Raw genomic sequence first — 6069 nt, forward strand, 5'->3', positions numbered from 1 at the left:
TTCCCCAGACAGGTATCCATGTATCTTTGCAGAAAGCTGCTGGATATTTCCCTGCCGAAAATCGGCGAAAGCTTTGGCGGCAGAGACCATACAACAGTCATCCACGCCATTACAAAGATCGAAAAACAGCTGGAAACAGACACTGCCCTGCAGAAAACCATCCTTCAGCTGGAAAAAGAAATCAAAGAAGCCTAAGGGACTTTGTCCCTTAGAACCCTAATTGAGGGCGCTGCCCTCAAACACCCGGCAGGGAAATGATTTCCCTGCACCCTCATTTGAAAAAGCATTTCATGCTTTTTCGTATAAAGTTTGGATCAAACCTTTTCAAAGGTTTGCAGGGTTTGGGGCAGAGCCCCATAAAGTTCTTCCTTATAATAAGAAACTTTTCCACAGAAATCTGTGGATTTTCATCGGAAAAATTGTGGACAACCATCGTCCCATCAGGACGAATGTGGATAACGTGGACAACCACGAAAGTTATACAGACTTATCCACATGGTTTTCCAAAATGCTTTTCCCTTGATTTTTCGGGGCGCGGAGGGGTTTTCCACAAACCCACAGCCCCTACTACTGCTACTACTGATCAACGTTTACTTATCTTACTTATACATGTGAACAAAGGAGTTGTACACAGCTATGAAATTAACGTGCAGCAAAGACCTGCTCCTGCAGTATATCAATATCGTAAACAAAGCCGTTTCCAACAGAACCACATTGCCTATTCTGGAATGTATTCTGCTGACCGCAGACGAAAGAGGCTTTGTGATGACCGGTAACGATCTGGAGATCGGCATCAAAACGGCGCCCATCGAAGCGGAGATCGAAGAAAAAGGCGAAGTTGCCATCGAAGCCCGCATCTTTAACGAAATCGTTCGCAGACTGAACGGCGAATCCGTGACCATCGAAACAGACGAAAAATTCGCTGTGACCATCCTCAGTGGTACTTCCGAATTCCAGATCATGGGTCAGAGCGGCGACGATTTCCCTTCCCTGCCCGAAGTGGAACAGGAAAAGGTATACTCTATGGAACAGGCGAAACTGAGAGATATGATCCGTCAGACCATTTTCTCCATCGCTCAGGACAGCAGCAAACCTGTGCTGACCGGCGAACTGTTTGAACTGAAAAATGATTCCGTGAATGTGGTTTCTGTGGATGGTTATCGTATTTCTTTCCGCAAAAATTCCCTGATGATGGGCAGCGGGGATACAGAAGTCATCGTACCCGGCAAAACATTGTCCGAACTGAATAAGATCCTGTCTCAGGAGGAAGAAGATACCCTGTCCATGTACCTGACAGAAAAACACATCCTCTTTGATCTGGGGAATGCAGTGATGGTATCCAGACTGATCGAAGGTGACTTCATCCGTTATGCACAGTCTTTCTCCGAGGATTACAAAACAAAAATGATTATTGACAAGAGCGAACTGATCCAGGCGCTGGAAAGAGCGTCTCTGGTTTCCAGAGATAACAGAAAAACGCCCGTGCGTCTGATGCTGAGAAACGGTGGTATGGATATCACTGCAAGAAGTGATATGGGTACTGCCCATGAAAGCATTGCTGCGGAAGTGGAAGGCGACGATCTGTCTATCGCTTTCAACCCCAGATATCTGATCGAAGCGCTGCGCTCCATCGAGGATGAAACAGTGAAGATGATCTTTATGGCGTCTCTCAGCCCTTGTACCATCCTGCCTGTGGAAGGCGATGCGTTTAAGTATTTAATTTTGCCTTTGAGAATGTAAAAGACCTTGAAAACCTTTTTTCCTTGCAAAAAGGTTTTCAAACTTTCCAAAAATCGGCTTGCAAGGCGATAAAGACCTTGAGGGCGCTGCCCTCAATGCACCCGCAAGCCTTTAAAAAGGCTTGACCGAAACTTTATTTGCCTGCGGCGCATAACTTATTGATGACCCTGCAAAAACGAAGTTTTTGCGAATGAGGGTCCAGGGAAATCATTTCCCTGGTGGGAGTTTGAGGGCAAAGCCCTCAAGGAGGTAAAAATGGAAAAAGTATATATTCATACGGAATTTATCAAACTGCAGCAGGTGCTGAAACTGGCCGGTCTGGTCGATCAGGGGTCTGATGTAAAATACTACCTGTCCGAAGGTATGGTTTATGTCAACAACGAAATGGCTACAGAACGCGGCAAAAAGATCCGCCACGGCGATATCGTAGAAGTAAAAGGCGTTGGCTGCGTGGAAGTGGAGCTGGAATCCAACTAAACACGAAAAATTTATATTCATACAGAAGATGAGAGGAGCATGTGAAAATGGCAAATAAGGCAAAACTGGAATTGATCGCATCGATGTTTATTTTTGGTACCATAGGTATTTTTGTGCGGCATATTCCCCTGCCCTCCAGCATGATCGCGCTGGTAAGGGGTTTTGTCGGTGCATTTTTCGTGCTTCTTTTTGTTTATCTGAAAAAAAGTAAACTGGATAAAGCAGCCATCAAAAAGAATTTCATGATGCTTGCGCTCTCGGGGGCTTTTATCGGCATCAACTGGATCCTGCTTTTTGAATCCTATAACTATACCACCGTTGCCACGGCCACCATCTGTTATTACATGGAGCCGATTTTTGTGATCCTTGCGTCACCCTTCCTGCTGAAGGAAAAACTGACGGCGAAAAAAGCTGTCTGTGCTGCTGTTGCCCTGTTGGGGATGGTTTTTGTTTCCGGGGTATTGCATACAGGCATCCCCGCTCTTTCTGAGGCAAAAGGCATCCTGTACGGTCTTGGGGCGGCATGTTTTTATGCTACTGTTGTGCTGATGAACAAAAAGATCACAGAGATCAATGCCTATGACAAGACTATCATGCAGCTGGGGATGGGGGCCATCGTACTGAGTCCCTATGTTATGTTGACACAGGATTTTGGTACAGCAGCTCTTTCCATGACCCCTTCTCTGTGGGCACTGCTTCTCTTTGTGGGTTTGGTGCATACGGGCGTTGCCTATGCTCTTTACTTCGATTCCATGAAAGAGCTGGAAGCCCAGACTCTGGCGATTTTCAGCTATATCGACCCCATCGTTGCCATCATTCTGTCTGCTCTTCTGCTGAAGGAAAGTATGGGACTGTACGGCATCATCGGTGCGGTTCTGGTATTGGGCTCCACCTTTATCAGTGAGATGCCGGAAAAAGAAAGGAACTGATATTATGTTTACAAAACCGAAAAACGGCTGGACGGATATCCTTCTGGGAGATTTTGAAGGCCTTGGCAGTTATATTCAGGATGTTCCCGTGGAAGTGATGGAAGCATCCATTGCCGCATTGAAAAAAGAGATGCCTCTGGAACTGCATTTCGATGAGGAAGGTTCCGAATTTACGCTGACTGCCGACGAAAGTACAAAAATCGTGGCGCAGGGGTATTATGGCCCGGAAACGTATGAAGTGAAGCTGTCCAAAATGGAAATCATCCGAGAAATCTGCGAAGATATGGAGGAATATTTTACCGATTGGGTGGAATTTTCCGAGGAGTATGCTTATTTTGAGGATGATGAGGAAGAGCAGAAACAGGCTTTCTTTGAAGAAAGAGAAATCGTTCTCAAAGCTTTGCTCCATGAATTAAAAGAATTGATTTAATTTACATAATGTATTTCTGGAAAGAAATAATATAATTCATAATTATAAATTGCAGGTGAATAAATATGTATATCACAGAGGTTTCCCTTCAGAATTTCAGAAACCTTGCACAACTGAAAATCGAACCATCCGAGGGGATCAATGTGATCTACGGCAGCAACGCCCAGGGAAAGACAAATTTTCTGGAATCCCTGTATTTCTGCGCCATGGGGCGTTCCCTGCGGGGCAAAAGCGACCAGCAGCTCATCCGTTTTGATGCGGAGGAAAGCCATATCCGCATGATGGTACAGCGAAAAAATCTCTATGACCGCATCGATGTCCATCTGAAAAAGGATGAAAAGAAGGGGATTGCCGTTAATGGTCTGCCTGTCAGAAAAATGGGCGATCTTTTTGGCACGCTCTATGCCGTGATTTTTTCTCCCGAGGATTTGTCTTTGGTAAAGGACGGCCCTGCGGAACGCAGACGTTTTCTGGATATGGAGCTTTGCCAGCTGAGTAAGGTCTATTATTATGACCTGCAGCAGTATTATCGGATTCTGAAGCAGAGAAACAATCTGCTGAAGGAAATTTCAAAAAATCCGAAACTGCAGGAGACCCTTTTCGTCTGGGATGACCAGATGGCTGACTACGGCGAGCGCATCATTGCAGCCAGAAAGCGTTTTCTGGCGCGGCTGGATGAAATTGCGTCGGAAAAACTTTCGCAGCTGACAGGGGGCAAAGACCACCTGCAGACCATTTATAAACCTAACTGCGAAGCAGGGATGCTGGCGGAAAAACTGCGGAAAAATATTGACCGTGATATTACTTTCGGCTCTACCCAGAGCGGCCCCCACAAGGATGATATCCTCTTTTCCATCGACGGCAGAGAGGTGAAGGTTTATGGCTCTCAGGGGCAGCAGAGAACAACGGCGCTGGCAGCCCGTCTGGCGGAGATAGACCTGATCCGCGAAGAAACAGGGGAAGACCCTGTCCTTCTGCTGGACGATGTGTTTTCCGAACTGGATGAAAACAGACAGAGATATCTGCTGCAGTCCATAGAAGGTCTGCAGGCCTTTGTGACCTGTACGGGCATCGAGGACTCTGTCAGAAAATATATCAGTAAGGATAATCTTTTTTATGTGGAAAATGGGGTAATAAGCGGAGAAAATTTTCGGTGATAGATTTTTTCCTGAAGTCTCTTGCGATTTCAAAGAAAAGAATCTATGGCGAAAAGAATTTGCAGAAAAGAGAGACACTGCATTGGGCAGTGTCTTTTTTATTTTTGCAGTTTGTGTTTTTCATTAGTAAATTTCCTAAATAATAAGGAAGAAACTGATTGAAAATTGTGGATAAAAACAAAGTGAAAACGTTGAAAAATCAACAAAAAAATGCTATAATAAATACAAATTTTATTGTATCGTTTTTTGCACCTGAGAAAGACCAATGCGGTGTCTCTTAAGAAGTCGTTTTCTGTCGGATTTTTCTTAAGACACACGGCGAGGCTGTTCGAAAAGAACGCCTCCCAAAATGGCCTTCTTTTTTGTTGTAAAAGACAGAAAATCCGTGAAAAACAAAAAGAAAGAGAGGGATTTGATGTCATCCGAATATAATGCAAATCAAATTCAGGTCTTGGAAGGGCTGGAAGCAGTTCGTAAGCGTCCCGGTATGTATATCGGTTCCACCAGCTCCAAGGGTCTGCATCATTTGGTTTATGAAATCGTAGATAACTCTGTGGACGAAGCCCTGGCAGGCTTCTGCAATGAGATCACAGTAAAGATCCATCCCGACAATTCCATTTCCGTTATGGATAACGGCCGTGGCATCCCCGTAGATATCAATGAACAGAAAGGGATGTCTGCCCTGCAGATGGTATTTACCATCCTCCATGCCGGCGGTAAATTTGGCGGCGGCGGATATAAGGTTTCCGGCGGTCTGCACGGGGTAGGTGCTTCCGTTGTAAACGCCCTGTCTGAATGGCTGGTGGTACAAGTTCACCGTGACGGCAAGATCCACGAACAGAAATATACCCGTGGCGATGTGCTGGCACCCCTGACCATTGTTGGCGAAACAGATATCACAGGTACCTTCGTACATTTCCTGCCCGATGACCAGATCTTCGAAGAAACTGTTTTCGAATACGACATCCTGAAGCAGCGCTTCCGCGAAACGGCCTTCCTGACAAAGGGTCTGAAGATCAATCTGTTCGACCTGAGAGAAGGCATGGAACAGAGCCACTCCTTCCACTACGAAGGCGGCATCAAGGAATTTGTTTCCTACCTGAACCACTCCAGAACCCCTCTGTATGAAAATATTTTCTATGCTTCCGGCGAAAAGGACGGCGTTCTGGTAGAAGTGGCTTTCCAGCATAATGATGGCTTTACAGAAAGCATTTTCACTTTCGTCAATAATATCAATACCCCCGATGGCGGTACCCATCTGGTGGGCTTTAAGGCAGGCCTGACCAAAACACTGAACGATTACGGCAAAAAACTGGGCATCATCAAGGATGCTGAT

General features: G+C 45.6%; 7 protein-coding genes. All 7 read left to right on the forward strand.

Annotated elements, in window-relative coordinates; all coding sequences use genetic code 11:
- Nucleotides 1-195 (forward strand): helix-turn-helix domain-containing protein (locus ACJMLT_RS01435; protein WP_405725492.1); only part of this gene is annotated, 195 nt, incomplete at its 5' end.
- Between the two features lie 441 nt (nt 196-636).
- Nucleotides 637-1740 carry a DNA polymerase III subunit beta gene (gene dnaN, locus ACJMLT_RS01440; protein WP_405725495.1) on the forward strand — a complete coding sequence of 368 codons (1104 nt, stop codon included), beginning with the start codon at nt 637-639 and terminating at the stop codon, nt 1738-1740.
- 255 nt (nt 1741-1995) lie between these two features.
- Nucleotides 1996-2217, forward strand: a complete 222-nt coding sequence (locus ACJMLT_RS01445) for an RNA-binding S4 domain-containing protein (protein ID WP_405725498.1) — start codon at nt 1996-1998, stop codon at nt 2215-2217.
- Nucleotides 2218-2264: 47 nt separating this feature from the next.
- On the forward strand, nt 2265-3146 hold the full coding sequence (locus ACJMLT_RS01450) for a DMT family transporter (protein ID WP_405725501.1): 882 nt from the start codon (nt 2265-2267) through the stop codon (nt 3144-3146).
- A gap of 4 nt (nt 3147-3150) precedes the next feature.
- Nucleotides 3151-3576 (forward strand): hypothetical protein, encoded by a 426-nt coding sequence (locus ACJMLT_RS01455; protein ID WP_405725504.1) that lies wholly within the window; start codon nt 3151-3153, stop codon nt 3574-3576.
- A 65-nt stretch (nt 3577-3641) separates the two neighbouring features.
- On the forward strand, nt 3642-4733 hold the full coding sequence (gene recF / locus ACJMLT_RS01460; protein WP_405725507.1) for a DNA replication/repair protein RecF: 1092 nt from the start codon (nt 3642-3644) through the stop codon (nt 4731-4733).
- Nucleotides 4734-5148: 415 nt separating this feature from the next.
- Nucleotides 5149-6069: ATP-binding protein (locus ACJMLT_RS01465; RefSeq protein ID WP_405725510.1), on the forward strand; the 921-nt coding region annotated here is incomplete at its 3' end.

Origin of the sequence: Anaerotignum sp. (assembly GCF_045122575.1) — a bacterium.
In the GTDB taxonomy this organism is placed as follows: domain Bacteria; phylum Bacillota; class Clostridia; order Lachnospirales; family Anaerotignaceae; genus Anaerotignum_A.

Bases quoted from the DNA above. Each gene is read 5' to 3' on its own strand.
- ACJMLT_RS01445 (WP_405725498.1), top strand. From the start codon at position 1,996: ATGGAAAAAGTATATATTCATACGGAATTTATCAAACTGCAGCAGGTG.
- ACJMLT_RS01450 (WP_405725501.1), top strand. From the start codon at position 2,265: ATGGCAAATAAGGCAAAACTGGAATTGATCGCATCGATGTTTATTTTT.
- ACJMLT_RS01455 (WP_405725504.1), top strand. From the start codon at position 3,151: ATGTTTACAAAACCGAAAAACGGCTGGACGGATATCCTTCTGGGAGAT.
- recF (WP_405725507.1), top strand. From the start codon at position 3,642: ATGTATATCACAGAGGTTTCCCTTCAGAATTTCAGAAACCTTGCACAA.
- dnaN (WP_405725495.1), top strand. From the start codon at position 637: ATGAAATTAACGTGCAGCAAAGACCTGCTCCTGCAGTATATCAATATC.